The organism is Bradyrhizobium sp. ORS 285 (genome assembly GCF_900176205.1).
In the GTDB taxonomy this organism is placed as follows: domain Bacteria; phylum Pseudomonadota; class Alphaproteobacteria; order Rhizobiales; family Xanthobacteraceae; genus Bradyrhizobium.
This window is the reverse complement of sequence record NZ_LT859959.1, coordinates 1,096,522-1,110,784: the sequence shown is the minus strand read 5'-3', so window position 1 is coordinate 1,110,784 and position 14,263 is coordinate 1,096,522. Positions and strand designations below refer to the sequence as shown.

At 67.3% G+C, this 14,263-nt stretch carries 16 protein-coding genes; 5 read left to right on the top strand and 11 right to left on the bottom strand.

Annotation, left to right across the window (positions count from 1 at the left end; all coding sequences use genetic code 11):
• Positions 1 to 62: 62 nt before the first annotated feature.
• Positions 63 to 2,087 (bottom strand): hypothetical protein, encoded by a 2,025-nt coding sequence (locus tag BRAD285_RS04870; protein ID WP_006614978.1) that lies wholly within the window; start codon positions 2,085 to 2,087, stop codon positions 63 to 65.
• A gap of 272 nt (positions 2,088 to 2,359) precedes the next feature.
• Between BRAD285_RS04870 and BRAD285_RS04865 the strand changes: the two genes are divergently transcribed.
• From BRAD285_RS04865 to BRAD285_RS04845, 5 genes are read left to right on the top strand one after another with little or no spacing between them, the layout of a single operon-like run.
• Positions 2,360 to 3,265: a peptidyl-prolyl cis-trans isomerase gene (locus tag BRAD285_RS04865; protein ID WP_244422382.1), complete on the top strand. Its 906-nt coding sequence runs from the start codon at positions 2,360 to 2,362 to the stop codon at positions 3,263 to 3,265.
• Positions 3,262 to 4,239 carry a HupE/UreJ family protein gene (locus BRAD285_RS04860; RefSeq protein WP_006614976.1) on the top strand — a complete coding sequence of 326 codons (978 nt, stop codon included), beginning with the start codon at positions 3,262 to 3,264 and terminating at the stop codon, positions 4,237 to 4,239. Before BRAD285_RS04865 ends, BRAD285_RS04860 begins: the two co-directional genes overlap by 4 nt.
• Before the next feature lie 17 nt (positions 4,240 to 4,256).
• Positions 4,257 to 4,868, top strand: a complete 612-nt coding sequence (locus BRAD285_RS04855; protein ID WP_006614975.1) for a HupE/UreJ family protein — start codon at positions 4,257 to 4,259, stop codon at positions 4,866 to 4,868.
• Positions 4,865 to 5,485 (top strand): HupE/UreJ family protein, encoded by a 621-nt coding sequence (locus BRAD285_RS04850; RefSeq protein WP_006614974.1) that lies wholly within the window; start codon positions 4,865 to 4,867, stop codon positions 5,483 to 5,485. Before BRAD285_RS04855 ends, BRAD285_RS04850 begins: the two co-directional genes overlap by 4 nt.
• A gap of 46 nt (positions 5,486 to 5,531) precedes the next feature.
• Positions 5,532 to 6,023 carry an A24 family peptidase gene (locus BRAD285_RS04845; protein ID WP_006614973.1) on the top strand — a complete coding sequence of 164 codons (492 nt, stop codon included), beginning with the start codon at positions 5,532 to 5,534 and terminating at the stop codon, positions 6,021 to 6,023.
• Positions 6,024 to 6,037: 14 nt separating this feature from the next.
• Here BRAD285_RS04845 and BRAD285_RS04840 read toward each other — a convergent pair whose 3' ends face one another.
• Genes BRAD285_RS04840 through BRAD285_RS04795 form a run of 10 tightly spaced genes read right to left on the bottom strand, consistent with a single transcriptional unit; the run spans position 6,038 to position 14,158 of the window.
• Positions 6,038 to 6,649 carry a hypothetical protein gene (locus tag BRAD285_RS04840; RefSeq protein WP_006614972.1) on the bottom strand — a complete coding sequence of 204 codons (612 nt, stop codon included), beginning with the start codon at positions 6,647 to 6,649 and terminating at the stop codon, positions 6,038 to 6,040.
• Positions 6,649 to 7,206 carry a type II secretion system protein GspM gene (gspM, locus tag BRAD285_RS04835; RefSeq protein ID WP_006614971.1) on the bottom strand — a complete coding sequence of 186 codons (558 nt, stop codon included), beginning with the start codon at positions 7,204 to 7,206 and terminating at the stop codon, positions 6,649 to 6,651. The genes BRAD285_RS04840 and gspM overlap by 1 nt, the downstream gene beginning before the upstream one ends.
• Positions 7,203 to 8,273 carry a PilN domain-containing protein gene (locus BRAD285_RS04830; protein ID WP_006614970.1) on the bottom strand — a complete coding sequence of 357 codons (1,071 nt, stop codon included), beginning with the start codon at positions 8,271 to 8,273 and terminating at the stop codon, positions 7,203 to 7,205. Before BRAD285_RS04830 ends, gspM begins: the two co-directional genes overlap by 4 nt.
• Positions 8,270 to 9,214, bottom strand: a complete 945-nt coding sequence (locus BRAD285_RS04825) for a type II secretion system protein GspK (RefSeq protein ID WP_006614969.1) — start codon at positions 9,212 to 9,214, stop codon at positions 8,270 to 8,272. Before BRAD285_RS04825 ends, BRAD285_RS04830 begins: the two co-directional genes overlap by 4 nt.
• On the bottom strand, positions 9,214 to 9,936 hold the full coding sequence (locus BRAD285_RS04820; protein WP_006614968.1) for a type II secretion system protein: 723 nt from the start codon (positions 9,934 to 9,936) through the stop codon (positions 9,214 to 9,216). Before BRAD285_RS04820 ends, BRAD285_RS04825 begins: the two co-directional genes overlap by 1 nt.
• Positions 9,933 to 10,340 carry a prepilin-type N-terminal cleavage/methylation domain-containing protein gene (locus BRAD285_RS04815; protein WP_006614967.1) on the bottom strand — a complete coding sequence of 136 codons (408 nt, stop codon included), beginning with the start codon at positions 10,338 to 10,340 and terminating at the stop codon, positions 9,933 to 9,935. The genes BRAD285_RS04820 and BRAD285_RS04815 overlap by 4 nt, the downstream gene beginning before the upstream one ends.
• Positions 10,333 to 10,794, bottom strand: coding sequence for a prepilin-type N-terminal cleavage/methylation domain-containing protein (locus BRAD285_RS04810; protein ID WP_006614966.1), 462 nt, complete (start codon positions 10,792 to 10,794; stop codon positions 10,333 to 10,335). The genes BRAD285_RS04815 and BRAD285_RS04810 overlap by 8 nt, the downstream gene beginning before the upstream one ends.
• Complete coding sequence (gene gspG / locus BRAD285_RS04805) at positions 10,787 to 11,263, bottom strand: type II secretion system major pseudopilin GspG (RefSeq protein ID WP_006614965.1); 477 nt, start codon at positions 11,261 to 11,263, stop codon at positions 10,787 to 10,789. The genes BRAD285_RS04810 and gspG overlap by 8 nt, the downstream gene beginning before the upstream one ends.
• A 22-nt stretch (positions 11,264 to 11,285) precedes the next feature.
• On the bottom strand, positions 11,286 to 12,497 hold the full coding sequence (locus tag BRAD285_RS04800; protein WP_006614964.1) for a type II secretion system F family protein: 1,212 nt from the start codon (positions 12,495 to 12,497) through the stop codon (positions 11,286 to 11,288).
• An 8-nt stretch (positions 12,498 to 12,505) separates the two neighbouring features.
• Entirely contained in the window at positions 12,506 to 14,158 is a 1,653-nt protein-coding gene (locus tag BRAD285_RS04795; protein WP_006614963.1) for a GspE/PulE family protein, read from the bottom strand.
• Positions 14,159 to 14,263: the final 105 nt, after the last annotated feature.

The following is a 14,263-nucleotide window of genomic DNA, read 5'->3' as shown; positions in this document are numbered from 1 at the left end:
TCGCGAACCGGCGCCGATGGCAGATCCGGCGGGACGACGCCCGCCGGATCGATGGAGATCAATCAGTCGCGGTTGAAGGCCCAGCGACCCCAGTGGCCCCAATGACCCCAGTGGTCCCAATCGTGCCAGTGGTGATGCTCATGAGCGAGCTTGCGCGCCAGCTCCTTGTTCTTCTCCACCAGCAGCTCGGGCGTGCCATGGGTACGGACGAAGATCGGGTTCGCATAGAACCAGGTGTTCGACCACGCCTGCACGTCGTTGGTGACCTTCTTCACGCCGTTGACCACGCCGAGATGCGACGGGCACGCCGCGTCGGTGCAACTGACATTGACGTTGTTGAGGTCGAGCAGCGGGTTGCCGGCGCTGTCGGACACGTTCGGGGTCGCCGGCGGAATGTTGGTGCCGCGGGCGCGGATGTAGAACGGCGTGCTGCCGGCGGTGAAGGTGGTCCGGAAGCTGAGGCGGGTCGAACCATCGCGCAGTTTGTAGCTCTGCATCTTGGTTGCCTGGATCTGCTTCGCGATCTTCGCCGACGGATTGTAGACGATATCAGCACCGGCGGTACCGCCGGCATTGGCGACCGCATAGCCCGGAGCTCCCGGCGCGATCGGGCCGGTGATGTCACCGGTGATCAGATCGACGTGGTCGAGAGAGGGCTTGTTGAGCGGCTGCTTGATGCCGACCGGCAGCAGCAGCGGGTTGTTGAAGCTGTACGGGCTGTTGTTGGAGGCCGGGACGGTCACCTCCATCTCGAGCACGATCTTCTCGCCGCGACGCACGACCAGCGTCTCGCCCATCGTCTTCCAGTCGTCATCCCACTCGCCCTTGGCACGGAACACCATGTCGGGGCCGATGATCTGGGCGTTCACGGAGTAGGAGTTGCCCGAGCGCATGCCGTCGATGATCGACTGCTGGTCGAAACGACGCTCGTTCGGAACGTAGAGGCGGGTGTACTCGCCGGGAATGAAGTCCGCCGTCGTGCTGGCATCGCGCGCACCGTAGACGCCGCGGCTGTGCCAGTCGGAGCTCTGGAACACGAAGAAGTTGCGGCCTTCGCCGAGCAGGCCGTCCCACAGACCGCCGACCTTGGCGGTGTAGATGCCATGCATGCCGTAGGTGCCGCCGCCGACCGCGTTCGACTTGTACGAGCCGGAGCCGCCGGTCAGGCCGCCTTCGGCCATGTGGCCGGGAGCCTCGATGCCGAACGCCACGGTCGGGCCGGCATTGTTGAAGTCGCGGAAGTGCTCGATGTTGTAGCCGGCGGTGCCGCTCGGATTGAACGGCCCCTGACGCTCGGTGTGGGTCGGGATCGCGTAGGACTGCAGCGGATACTTCGCCTGCAGCCAGGTGATGCCGGCGAGCGCCTTGCCATGACCGGCGGAACCGGAGTTGTTGACGTTGTCCTTGCCGCTCCAGATCGGGTTGTTGCTGCTATCGACCGGACCGATCGCGTCGGTGTCGGCCCGATCGTAGCGGTATTCGAACTCAGCCATCTTGTCGGCATTGCCGGTGCCGCGAGGATTCTGGCCGGCGATGACCGCAACGTCGGTGTGTTCGTGCCCCGGAACGATCCATTCCAGACCTTCGACCAGCACCTTGTTGTAGGTCGCCGTGCGCGCGACGATGGTCGGATACTCGATCTCCTGGATCGACTGCCAGCGCCACATCGTAGCGCTCGTGCCGGTGCCGTTCGGGGTACCCTTCAGGCTCGTGACGGTGATGCCGTCGATGGTCTTGCCGAGCGTCTGGCTCCAATAGGTCGTGGTGTTGTCGCCCGGGATGTTGGCGCTCGCATCGCTGAAGCGGCAGTCGCGATTGCCGGAGCCGCCGTGGTTGCCCAGCGTGAACCAGTCGAGATCGAAATTGTTGCCGCCGGCAGCCGCCGTGCCCTTGCCGACAGAGCGATCGATCGAATAGCCGGCTGCGACCGAGCCGTCGGTGCAGGTGTTGTGGTTGTGCATGTCGCCGGCGACATACGGATTGCTCTTCCTCGTCTCGCCCCAACGCTCGTCCGCGCCGGCATTTTGCGACAAGGCGAGCGTCACCGACGCCGCTGTCAGCAGGATTTTCTTGGCAGATGGAACCATGTCGTCGCCCCTAAAGGAATTCGTCGAGTTCAAAACCGTGATGACAACGCGAGTGATGCGCCGTCTTGTCGCGCGGCGACCAAACCAAAACTCGGAGACAGTTTGTTGAAGGATTTATTTTTCTGGACGTTGCTCCACGACCTTCGCGAGATGAAGCGCACTGGGGCGCTTGCGAAATTTTTGTGACAGCGCGGATTGCCCGGTGACAACGGCAAGGGCGGCGTTGCATAACCCCGCCGCGCCGACGAGCGCGGTCCGATTGTAAAGAATTGATGTCAGCTCCTGTCATGTCGAACGCGGCGACCTTCGAGAGCGCCTCCGCAAGCGCACCCCCGCAAGATGGCCATCGCGAGCTGCACGGCCGGAGCGATGCTCCGCCTCCCCCCGGCGTTCTGCGCGGCCTCCTCAGGGAGCCGCTGCTGCACTTCCTCGTTCTCGGCGGTCTCATTTTTGCAGCCGACGCGATTCTGCATCCGCCGGCCAAGGACGAGAAGGTCATCACCGTGACCAAGGCGCTGCGCCAATCCTTCATCGACACGTTCGACGAGGACAAGCAGCGCGTGCCGAGCGAGGCCGAACTGCAGAAGATGACCGAGGCCTGGGTGGCCAGCGAGATTCTTTATAGAGAAGGCAAGCTGCTCGGGGTCGACCGGGGCGACGAGATGATCCGCGACCGCGTCGCCTTCAAGCTGCAATATCTGATCTTCGATCAGGTCCGGGTGCCGCAGCCGACCGACGAGCAACTGCAAGCCTGGTTCGCCGAGAACCATCAGCGCTTCGACGAGCCCGAGCGCGTCAGCTTCTTCATGACGCCGCCGAGCGACGAGGCGACCGCGCGACGCAATCTGGACGACATCCAGGCGCAACGCGAATCCGAGGAGTTGCGCGACCAGACCCGCGCCATTCTCGATCGCCCCGTCCCGAGCCTTGCCGACGGCTTCGGTCAGAGCTTCCGCGACAATCTCCTCAAGATGCCGCTGCAGGAATGGACGCTGCTGCAATCGAAGGACGGCTGGCACGTGGTCCGGCTCGACGCGCGCAAGCCCGGCGCGCCGGCAAAATTCGAGGACATCCGCGCCGAGGCGGCCAAGATCTGGCACACCGATGAGACGCGCAAGCAGGCCTGGGAGGCGGTGAGCAGGCTCAAGGCCAACTACACGATCAGGTACGAGCCGTGAGCCTGCGCGCGCTGCTCATCGTTCTGCTCGCGCTCGCAGCGCCGCTGCTCCCGCGCCCCGTGGCGGCGCATCAGGCGACGCTCGCCGTGCTTGAATTCCGCGAGATGCGCCCGGGCGCCTATATCGGGCGGTGGACGACCTTGCCGAAGGACGGCGAGAATCGCATCGAGCTCAGGATGCCCGCGCATTGCTTCCTGCGCCTGCCGGAGCTCAATTGCGGCGACAAGGGCCTGGTCGGGCAGATGACAATCGCCAATCTCGGCGAGGACATGTCGGCAGCGATCATCCGCGTCACCTCGCTCGACGGCAAGACCAACAGCTACACGATCTCGGCCGCCAATCCGGTCGTCACCGTGCTCGGCACCGGTGCGCCGACGCTGGATACCTGGCTCGAGCTCGGCAAGACCTACGTCAATCTCGGAATCGACCACATCCTGCTCGGCGCCGATCATCTGCTGTTCGTGCTCGGCCTGATCTGGATCGTGCAGGGCGGCTGGCGGCTGTTCAAGACGATCACGGCGTTCACGATCGGGCACAGCTTTTCGCTCGCCGCCACGGCGTTCGGGCTGATCGGCGTTCCCGAAGGGCCGCTCAACGCCTGCATCGCGCTCAGCATCGTGTTCGTAGGCGTCGAGATCATCAAGCAGCAGCGCGGCGAGATCGGCCTCACCGCCCGCTATCCCTGGGCGGTCGCCTTCAGCTTCGGCCTCGTTCACGGCATCGGCTTCGCTAGCGCGCTGGCGGGTCTCGGGCTGGAGCGGCGGATCCTGCCGGCGGCCCTGCTGTTCTTCAATGTCGGCGTCGAGATCGGACAGATCCTGTTCGTGGCGCTGGTGCTCGCATTGATCTGGGCGCATCGCCGGCTCGGCGCCGTCATGCCGCGCTGGGGCGTGGAGCTGCCGGCCTACGCGATCGGCTCGGTCTCGATGTTCTGGTTCCTGGGCCGCCTCGCCCGCGTCCTGGTTGCTGCATGACGAGTAAGGGAGCGATCATGATCGGGCGCAAGATCCTGCAGATTGTCGCGAGCGCCGCGCTGCTGTCGGCTCTCAATGCGAGTCCCTTGCTTGCGCACGAGCAGGCGGGCGTCGGCGGCGGTCTGGCCAGCGGACTGCTGCATCCGCTGACCGGGCTCGATCATCTCGTGGCGATGGTCGCGGTCGGCATCTGGGGCGCGCAACTCGGCGGCGTGGCGATCTGGGTGCTGCCGGTCGTGTTTCCGCTGGTGATGGCGTTCGGCGCGGTGCTTGGCATTCTCAAGATCGGGCTGCCTGTCCCGGAACTGGTGATCGCGCTGTCGGCGCTCGTCCTCGGTCTCGCCGTCGCCTTGCGCCTTCGCGTGCCGTTCGCTGCTGCGGCGGCGATCGTCGCCGTCTTCGCCATCTTCCACGGCCATGCGCATGGCGCCGAGCTTCCGACCTCGGCCAATCCCCTGGCCTATGGCTGCGGCTTCGTCGTTGCCACCGGGCTGCTTCATGCCTGCGGCATCACGATCGGCGCGCTCGCGCGCTGGCCGGGCGGGGAGCGCATCATCCAGGGTGTCGGCGCCGCGATCGCCGCGCTCGGCGGCTACTTCCTGGTCGCAAGCCTCGGAGTCGCAGCATGAGCGCGCGCCTGAGACGGACGCTGCTGGCTGCTGTGCTGCTGCTGGCGCAGAGCGGGACCGCCGACGCACACATCGTCTCCGCGCGCCTCGGCGATTTCTATGCCGGTGCCCTGCATCCCCTGCTCACGTTGCAGGACGTGCTCACCTGGGCGGCGCTCGGCCTGCTCGCCGGCTCGCTCGGCGCGGCCAGCGGCCGATGGCTGGTCCTGGTGTTTCCCCTCGGCCTCTGCATCGGTCTTGCGCTCGCGGCGAGGACAGGCCTCGCGCCGATGTCACCGCTCGTCGACGCCTTGAGCATCCTCGTGCTCGGGCTGCTGCTGGCGTCCGCCCTGCGCATTCCCGTCATGCTGATGTGCGTCATCGCGCTGGCCATCGGGCTGATGCGCGGCGTCGTCAATGCCGGCGAGCTGACGCCGCAGACGGACCATGTGCTCTACGCCGCCGGTCTCGCCGCTGCCGGTTATGTGGTGATCACGCTGGTGATGGCGCTGACCCTGACCTTCCGGCGTCCCGAGACGGCGCCGATCTCGACCTGGCGCGGCATCGCGGTGCGCGCGGTCGGCGGCTGGGTCGCTGCGATCGGCCTGATGATGGCGGGACTATCGCTCGCGGCATGAGCATGCCGATGTTGCAGTCCTCGGCGGCTGCGACTATCGGGACTGCGTGACCGACAGCATCAACATCATCTGCGCCATCGTCCTGATCCTGACCTGCGCCGGCCTCGTCTGGTCGGACCTGCGCAGCGGCCTGCTGCCGGACTGGATGAATGCGCTGTTGGCCATCAGCGGCTTTACTCGGACTGTAGCACTCTTCGACGTCGCGCAGGCCTTGTGGGATGGGGCTGCGGCCGCAACCGTCGGCATCGCGCTGCTGCTGCTGCGCCGCCTCTATGTGATGGCCCGCGGCCGTCAGGGACTGGGCCTGGGTGACGTCAAATTCCTGATGGCGGCGACGCTCTGGACCGGTTTGTCCGGCCTGCCGATCCTGCTGCTCATGGCCACGACCACGGCACTGCTGGCGGTGGCGGGCCTGTACATCGCGGGGCGGCGCATGAGCGGAGCGACGGCGTTGCCGTTCGGGCCGTTCCTCGTCATCGGCCTGCTCGCGGTGTTCACGTTGCAGAGCGCGGGAGCTGATTGGATCATGCTGCCGTAAGCGGCTGGAGCTGCTCAGCGCGAACGCCGCGCCATCCGCTCGCGCGGCACCGGCGGGGGCGCCTGAACCGTATCGTCTCCGGCTTGGCCTAACATCGGCATCGGCAAGGTGACGGTGTCGGCATCCTTCGCCAGCGTCACCTGGCGCGACTCGACGGAGCGCAGCAGCCAGCCGTCATGCGATGACCCCAGGCGCACACGCAACGAGGTCTGCGACGACGGATCGAGAAAGATGCCGAAACTGTCCTCGCCGCCAATCACCGTGCCGACGAGCTGCAGGTTCGGCCGCTCCGGCTCTTTCGGCGGTGGCGGGGGCGGCGCGCGCATCACCATGACGGGGGCCGCGACCGGCGGTGGCGGGCGCCGCGACGGCGAGAAGATCGGACGATCACGCGTCGCCGACAGCGCGGTGATCGGAACGTCCCACAGCGGATTGGCGCTGGTGGCCGCTGGTGTCATGGCGGCGGGAGGTTTCGCGCTGATCGACGGCGGCGGGAGATCGGGCCTGGCAGGCTGGAGCGACGCGACCGGGTCATCCGCCTCCTCGCCCCAGGCCGGATCGAGAAGGCTAACGATCATGCAAGCGATGACCGGCGCGATTGCGCGGCGGCTGACGAACGAGCGCATCACGTCTGTCCTTGCCACTGCCCGGAGATGGTGAGCAGCACCCGCAGGCGCCCGGCGCCACCGGCCGCTTCGGCGACCGATTGCTGGACATGAAGCTGGTCGACGAACAGGAACGGCCATCCGGCCTCAATGTCGTAGAGCAGCTGCTGCAGCGCCGGCTGCTCCAGCTCACAATTAGCAACCACGCTGATCATGCTGGCATTGGCGCTCGCGGCCGGCAGCTCGACCTGCGTCGACAGCACGTTGCCGCCGACCTTGGCCACGGCGTCCGTCAGGCGCTGCACCAGGGCGGCGCCAGCGATGGTCACCGTCCGCCCCTCGACGAACACCGAACCGCCCGGTGTCGCTGCGCTCGTAGCCGTTACGCCCGGCCGTTTACGCCCCGCGAACTGCGCCAGTTGCGCGTTGGCGTCATTGAGCTGCTCGCGCTTGTCGATGATGTCGGCCAGGGCTGTAGCCCCCGCCCAGATCAGCGCAATCAATGTCGCGACGTAGAGCGCCGCGGCAATCGCCGGCGAGCCGAGCAGGATGCGACGCAGCGGTGCCAGCCAGCTCATGCCCGGTCTCCGAAGTAGGCGTTGATGCGTGCCTCGATATGAAAGCGCTCGCCCGCTTCGCCGGCGGTGCGCGTCGTCGGCGCGTAGAAGGTGGCGCAGCTGAATTGCGGCGACTGCTCGATCAGCCGGATCAGCGCCGGCGCGTCCTGCGTGAGGCCGGAGATCTGCAGGCGATCGTTCTCCACATGCATCTCCATGACGTAAGTGCCGTCCGGCAGGATCTTCGACAGCGTCTCCAGCACGATCACGCTGGCGGGGCTGGACTGTTTGCGTTTGGCGAGAAGCCCGTCCGCGGCCGAGGCGCCGATCGCGGGTCGCAGCGCGGCCCGCAGCCGCGCGACCTGCGCCTGCGCATCATCGCGCTCCCCGTCGAGATATCCGCCGATCAGCGTCGTCGCCACCAGCAGCACCGCAGTCGCCGCGGCAACCGCCAGCCAGCCAAGTTTGAGCAGGCGCCCGAGATCTTGGCCGCCCGCCAGCGACGAGCGCAGCGAGGCCTTGAAGATCTGGATGGGAGCACCGCCGTTCAAAACGTCTTCCGCAAAGACGACGATCTTCGCCGCACCGGCAGCATCAGCAAAGGCGAGCAGCGGTTGGACGAGGGCGCGCGGCGTGGCCGCGAGCGTCAGCGTGATCCGCTCATTGTCGGCCGTGCGCGGCGCGCTGAAGCCATAGAGCGCCTGATCGAGCGTCCATGGCGTGAAACGGCCGATCTGCGTCCGGATCATGCCGTCGAGGAACGGCTCGGCCTGCTTCGGAAAATCGAGCGGGCGCACCAGCACGTTGGTGCTGGACAGATGGATTTCCATCGCCGAGCCGCGCAAGATCCGCGACCATTCCGGCGAGAGCGCAGCCCGGGCCTCGCCCTTGGCCAGATTGACGACGATCCGCTGGACCTCGGATTTCCCAGTAGGCGCCTGCACCCACAGGGCCACATTGTCGGGCCCCTGATAGGTGACACGAACCTGCGGGCGCCTGAGCTGCCGATCCGCGACGGCTTCGATCGCAGCAGCCACGCTGGCCGTCCACGCCGTCAGTCCGTGCTCGATGCTCTCCGTCACCTTCATCGCGTCGATCGCGCCTGCCGCGCGCTCCTAGGTTGCGGTCCTTCGTCCTGCCGTGCCAGCAGCCGATAGGGCTGCTCGCCTTCACCGGGGATGATGACCACAGTCGCAGCATGATGCAGTCCGCCCGCAGGTCCCACCACGATGTGCAGACGCACCGCCTTGCTCTTGCCCTTGGCCGCATCCTTCGCAGCCGGACCCAACATCTTGGCCAGGCTATCCGCATCCTGTGACGACGAGCCGCGCGAGTTGACGAAGTCCTTCAGGATCAGCGGCGTCATGCCCGGCAACGCCGCCACGACCTCCGTCGGCGCGATCGAGGGGTCGATCCCGGGCGACCCGTTGAAGATGGTGACCAGCGGGAGCACGCGGTCGATCAACGCCGCCGGCAGGTCAAGCACGAGCGCGAGCTCGCCGACATGGGCGAACGGGGCGAGCCGCGGCATCCGCTGGAGCCCGGCCGAGGCATAGCGGGCTTCCTCCGCCTGCGCCTTCGCAGCGTCTGCCGGCTTGGAGCGCCAGGCGACGACCCGCTCGGCATGCTCTTTCGCCGCATCCCGTTCGGCGCCGACGGCGACGAAGAGATTTTCCAGCATCTCCTTCGACGCGGCGTTGAGATCGATCCGCGCCGCCTCGCTGACATAGCTGACTGCGATGTCGTTGCCGGCCAGGGTGAGGCGGAAGGCTCCCTGCTTCGGCCGATCCTCCTCCTTCGACAGCAGCAGGCGATAGGCGGACAATTCCGTCGCGGCCGAGATCAGCGCCTCGGCTTCGACGGCCTCATCCTCGAGCCGAAGCAGCCGCGCCGAGCTGCCCAGTTGCTGCGAGACGATCACGACGAGGGCCGCCAGCGCCGCCAGCATCCACAAGGCTGCGATCAGGATGAAGCCATCCTGCGTCGAGCGCCCCTGAGCCGAGGCGTGGCTTGGACAACGCGGCGTCATCAGTCGATCGGCTGACTCTGAAACGGTTGCGATGGCTGAGCCGGCGCCGAGGGCCGGCTCGCATTGCCTGCGGCGATCCCATCGACGGAGGCGCCACCGGGCGAATCGACCTCGATCCTGACGGCGCTGACGAGCACGGGCTCTCGCCCCCTGCTCTCGTCGTAGATCGTCATGCGCACGGCAAACGGCAGCTTGGTGGCATCGCGCCACTCCGTCGTCCAGACCATGGACCGATCGGCATAGGCGAACGACATTCGGAACGGCGCCGACAGCAGCACCGCGGGATCGCTGAACCGGAACTGGTCTGCCACGGATTGGCCGACCGGCACCGGCGCGAACGCCGCGCGCGAGCGCAGCACGGCACGCTCGTTTCGAGTCCCCTGCTCGCCGATGCGAACGACGTCGAGACCATGTCCGGCATTCGGTCCGAGCTCGCTGCGCACGAACATCGCCGAGAACTCTTGGCCCACGAACAACGGCCCTTTCTGCTCCCGATTGGGGGAGACGAACTGCGCGGCAGCGAAATCATCGCCGGCCCTGCGCAGGGCCGCCGCCACCATTTCCGCCCGCTGCACCCGATCGAGTCCGCGCTTCCAGGCCGGCAGCCATTGCGAGGTGACGGCGAGCAGCGCCGACAACACGACGCCGGCGATGGCGAGCGCGCCGAGCGCCTCGATCAGCGCGAAGCCGGCCTCCTGGAATCTCGGCCCGCGAGCGCTCATTCGCGTGGTCCTTGCACCAGACGAACCGTCGGCACGTTGGCGAGCGCGCCGGAGCCGGTTTTCACCTGCAGCGTGATCATTTCCGGAATCCAGCCCTGCTGCCCCGCCGGCTGGCTCCAATCACCGCCGAGCGGACTGATCTGCACCGCCACCGAGCCGGAGCCGGAACGCTGATCGCTGCGGCCGGGCTGCAGGCGGCTGCGCTCCGACAGCATCGTCGCCAGCGCGAGCCGCGCATCGGCCACCAGAGTCACGTGCTGCTCGAGCTTGCGCACGCCGTTCGCATTGCGCGCAACCACCGCTCCGATCGCAACGAGGGACACGCTGACCACAGCGAGCGCGACGAGCACCTCGATCAGCGTAAAACCCGCCTCGCTGCAGAAGGCCTTCCCGCGGTCAACCATGAGCTGCTCCGCGCGAGACGATGTCGATCCGTCCGGTCAACCAGTTCACCCGTATCTCCAGGCTGAGATCGGCACGCGACAGGGTGATCGCGCCGCCGCAGGACAGGCCGTCGGGAAAGAAGCTGATCGTCGCCAGCACCGGCCGCTGCTGACAGCTGCGCGGCAGCATCGCCTGAAACGAGACATCGTCGGGCAGTTTCAGCGCCGCACCCGTGCCGGCGCGGATCACGCGTTGCGACGTATCGATTTGAGTATCGACCCGCATCCCCTGGCGCATCGACGCGGCGCGATCGGTCTTCAGCAACGTGGCTGCCTGGAGGGCATAGGCCTGCAATCGCGGCCGCGAGGTCTGGCGTGGGAGATAAGGCAGCGCGACCGACGTCAGCAGCGCGATGATCGCGAGCACGCAGACCATCTCGAGCAGAGTGAAGCCGCGCTGCCGCTCGTTACTCACCGCGCGCGCTCGTCTGCGTTCCCAGCACGATATCGGCCGCCGTGCCGCTGCCGCCCTCCTGGCCGTCGGCGCCGTAGGACATGATGTCGTAGGGGCCGCGATCTCCCGGCGCGCGGTAGACATAGGCCGTGTTCCACGGATCCTTCGGCACCGCCCCGCCCTTCAGATAGGGACCGTTCCACGCGTTCAACCCGGCCGGCCGCTGCGCCAGCGCCGCAAGCCCTTCGGAGGTCGAGGGATAGCGGCCGACGTCGAGATAGAACAGATCGAGCGCGCTCGAGAAGCTCTGCAGCTGGATTCGCGCCGCCTTGGTCTTGGACTCGCTGAGATAGTTCAGGACGCGCGGGCCGATCAGCCCCATGATCAGGCCGATGATGGTGATCACGACCAGCATCTCGACCAGCGTGAAGCCGCGCTCATTCTCGCGTCGCGCCCGGCTCGCGGGGTTGGCTTTCGTGCTCGAAGTCATGTCCGTCTCCATGGTCTCAAATTCAGCCGACGAGTTGCGTGACGGACAGCAGCGCCGTCATGATCGAGACGATCAGGCCGCCGACCACGACGCTGATCAGCAGGATCGCGGCGGGGCCGACGATGCCGACGATGCGGTCGAGCGAACGCTGCAACTTGGCTTCGTAGAACTCGGCGATCCGGGTCGAGAGCGTCGGCAGCTGTCCCGTCTCCTCGCCGAGTCTGAGCATGCGCAGCGCCATCGGCGGCAGCATGTTGTCGGCCGACAGCGCCTGGGACAGCTTGCCGCCGTGACGCACACGATCCGCAGCGGCCGACCACGGCGCGCGCTGCGAGGTCACCGCCATCACCTCAACGAGGATGCGCAGGGCCGCGCTCAGCGTCACGCCGCACCCCAGCAGCAGGCCGAGATTGCGGCAGAACAGGCTGGTTCGATAGAACATCAGAATGCCGCCGATCCCCGGCGTCACCGCGATCACGCTGGTCAGCGCGGCACGCACCGCGGCCTGGCGCAGCAACCACCACCCGCCGGCGATCAGCGCGGCGCAACCCAGCGAGATCGCCGCAGCATTGCCGCGCACGACGTCCGACAAGGACATGAAGAAGCCCAGCGTCGTATCGGCTCCACCGCCGAAATCGCGCAGCACGGCGGAGAAGTTCGGGAGCACCGCAACGAGGAAGAACAGCATCACGCCGATCGCCGCCAGGAACACGAAGGCGGGATACTGCATCGCATCGGCGAGCTTGCGGCGGGTCGCCTCGGACCGCTCACGTTCGCCGGCGAGCGCCGTCAGGACGTGATCGAGCGTTCCTGACGCCTCGCCCACGCGCATCAGCGAGACATACATCGGCGAGAACAGCGACGGTTGCGCGGCCGCGGCATCGGCGAAGCTCTCGCCGGCCATGATGGCCGCGCGCAGGCGCGCCACGACCGGACGCAGCCGGCCGATGTCGGAATCGCTCGACAACAGGTCGAGCGCGTCGTCGAGCCGCGCGCCGGCCTTCAGCAGCAGCGCCAGATCGCGGGTGAACGTGGTGACCTCGGCTGCGGACGGACCGCCGAACGAGAGTCCTGCCACTGATGACGCGCCCGCCCGCTTGTCCTCGACGGCTTCGATGAGCAGCAACTGGAGATAGGAGACGCGGCGCTCGACCTCGCCGCGCGACGGCGCGACGAGGGACCCGACAACGACCTCACCGGATTGCGTCAGCGCGCGGTAGCGATAGCTCGGCACGGTCCACCTCAGCGCGCGACGAGGACACGGAGCAGCTCGGACGCCGACGTGACGCCGGCGCGGCACTTGGCGACGCCGTCGTCCATCATCGTCGTCATCCCCTCCTGCACGGCGCGCTGGTCGATGGCGAGACCGTCGGCGCTGTCGGCGATCAGCTCGCGGAGGCTGCTGGTGAGCTCGAGCAGCTCGAACACACCGACGCGACCGCGGTAGCCGCTATGGCCGCATCGCTCGCAACCGGTCGGATGCCAGATGACGTCGCCGGGCACGAGGCCGAGATGGCCAAGGCGCGGGTCATTGCGACAGGCTTCGTCATCGAGCGGCCTGGCCGTCTTGCAATGCTCGCACAGTTGACGCGCGAGGCGCTGAGCGATCACCGCGCGCAGGGTCGATCGCAACAGGTAACCTTCGACTCCGAGATCCAGCAGTCGCGGCACCGCTGCCGCTGCCGTCTCGGTGTGGAGCGTGGTCAGCACGAGATGGCCGGTCAGCGCGGCATGGACGGCGACATGCGCGGTCTCGCTGTCACGGATTTCGCCGACCATGATCACGTCGGGGTCCTGACGCACGAAGGAGCGCAGCGCGCTGGCAAAGGTCAGACCGATCGCCGGCTTGATCTGCGACTGGTTGATGCCGGGGATCTCATACTCGACCGGATCCTCGACGGTGAGGATCTTGCGTTCGGGCGTGTTGAGCATCGACAGGATCGTCGCGAGCGTCGTCGTCTTGCCGCTGCCGGTCGGTCCGGTGATCACGATCATGCCATGCGGCAGCGTCATCAGCCGCCGCAGCGCCGCATCGTCGCGCGCGGACAGGCCAAGGCGGTTCGCCACCAGCTGCGAGCGGTCCTTGGGCAGGATGCGCAAGACGGCGGACTCGCCGGCCTGCGTCGGCATGATCGCGACGCGGACGTCGATCTCGGCGCGCCCCGCGCGAATCCGCGCCGCGCCATCCTGCGGCAAGCGCCGCTCCGCGATGTTGAGGCCAGCGACGATCTTGATGCGCGAGATCACGGCCTGCGGCAGCACGCCAGTGGGTGCCGCGATCGGACGCAGCAGCCCGTCGACGCGCAGCCTGACCACGAGCCCGGTCGAGAACGGCTCGATGTGGATATCGCTTGCGCGCATCTCCACCGCCTTCTCGATCAGATCATTGACGGCGCGCACGACCGGCGCACCGCTGGCGAGATCGCGCAGACTCTCGATGTCGTCGTCGCGCAGCTCCTGCGTCGCCGAGACCTCGACGTCCTCGGTCCCGCCAAGGCGCTGGCCGAGAACGACGGCAATATCTTCGTGAGACGCCACCTTGAAGACGGTCGCCGGTCCAAGCACGAGCTCGGCCGCCCTGCGCACGGCCTGATCGGTCGGATCCGCGACGGCAAACACGGCGATGCCTTCGGCCGCCTGATAGGGATAGCCGAGCACCTCGCGCAGGAAGCGATCGGAGAATTGCGCGGTGGCGGGCGCGGCCGCGAGCAGCTCGCGCAACGACACGCGTTCGAGACCGGTGAAGCGCGCGGCCTCCTCGGCAAAGACCTCGGCGCTCAGCCCAAACCGATCCCAAAGCGCGACCTGGGCTTCGCCTGCAGCATCGCGCTCACCCGCCTGAGGATGGCGCTGCCGCAAGTAATCCTGGAACTGGGTCGACAGCGTACCGCTCATGGCGTGATCCGGGGTAGCGCCCGCGCCGGCCCGTCGTCTCGGCACCCCGCTACTGGCTGCCGCCGTTATCGATCGCGATCATGACAGCTGTACGAAGGCGGGCGA

What these genes read in the sequence shown, in the direction of transcription:
- BRAD285_RS04870 (WP_006614978.1), bottom strand. Translation starts at nt 2,087, where the DNA reads ATGGTTCCATCTGCCAAGAAAATCCTGCTGACAGCGGCGTCGGTGACG.
- BRAD285_RS04865 (WP_244422382.1), top strand. Translation starts at nt 2,360, where the DNA reads ATGTCAGCTCCTGTCATGTCGAACGCGGCGACCTTCGAGAGCGCCTCC.
- BRAD285_RS04855 (WP_006614975.1), top strand. Translation starts at nt 4,257, where the DNA reads ATGATCGGGCGCAAGATCCTGCAGATTGTCGCGAGCGCCGCGCTGCTG.
- BRAD285_RS04850 (WP_006614974.1), top strand. Translation starts at nt 4,865, where the DNA reads ATGAGCGCGCGCCTGAGACGGACGCTGCTGGCTGCTGTGCTGCTGCTG.
- BRAD285_RS04840 (WP_006614972.1), bottom strand. Translation starts at nt 6,649, where the DNA reads ATGCGCTCGTTCGTCAGCCGCCGCGCAATCGCGCCGGTCATCGCTTGC.
- gspM (WP_006614971.1), bottom strand. Translation starts at nt 7,206, where the DNA reads ATGAGCTGGCTGGCACCGCTGCGTCGCATCCTGCTCGGCTCGCCGGCG.
- BRAD285_RS04830 (WP_006614970.1), bottom strand. Translation starts at nt 8,273, where the DNA reads ATGAAGGTGACGGAGAGCATCGAGCACGGACTGACGGCGTGGACGGCC.
- BRAD285_RS04825 (WP_006614969.1), bottom strand. Translation starts at nt 9,214, where the DNA reads ATGACGCCGCGTTGTCCAAGCCACGCCTCGGCTCAGGGGCGCTCGACG.
- BRAD285_RS04820 (WP_006614968.1), bottom strand. Translation starts at nt 9,936, where the DNA reads ATGAGCGCTCGCGGGCCGAGATTCCAGGAGGCCGGCTTCGCGCTGATC.
- BRAD285_RS04815 (WP_006614967.1), bottom strand. Translation starts at nt 10,340, where the DNA reads ATGGTTGACCGCGGGAAGGCCTTCTGCAGCGAGGCGGGTTTTACGCTG.
- gspG (WP_006614965.1), bottom strand. Translation starts at nt 11,263, where the DNA reads ATGACTTCGAGCACGAAAGCCAACCCCGCGAGCCGGGCGCGACGCGAG.
- BRAD285_RS04795 (WP_006614963.1), bottom strand. Translation starts at nt 14,158, where the DNA reads ATGAGCGGTACGCTGTCGACCCAGTTCCAGGATTACTTGCGGCAGCGC.